This is a genomic window from Weissella sp. DD23 (assembly GCF_001579105.1).
GTDB lineage: Bacteria > Bacillota > Bacilli > Lactobacillales > Lactobacillaceae > Weissella > Weissella cibaria.
Window position 1 is genome coordinate 1 of record NZ_KQ970509.1, and the last position, 281, is coordinate 281.

Here is a 281-nt window from a genome sequence, read left to right on the forward strand (position 1 = left end):
GCAATATCTTCGCTAAATGCCGTTGCGGTTGCGCTTGCGACCCCCAATTTAAATGCAGTCACCGGGTCTTCTTCAATTGTCCACTGTGCTAAGAAACCACCAATCATCGAATCCCCAGCCCCAACTGAGTTTTGTAAGTCCCCTGCGATTGGTTCAGCAAAGTACACATGGTTATTGGCAAATAGTAATGCGCCATCACCACCGAGCGAAATAATTGCTTGTTGGGCACCGCCAGCAATTAATTGTTGACCAGCGATTTTCAAACTGTTCAAACTGATATC

Annotated in this window: 1 protein-coding gene; it reads right to left on the reverse strand. The window is 46.3% G+C overall.

Features of this window, described 5'->3' with window-relative positions; translation table 11 throughout:
• The coding region (locus WEIDD23_RS12505; protein WP_242865536.1) for a PfkB family carbohydrate kinase at window positions 1-281 on the reverse strand (281 nt) is incomplete at both ends.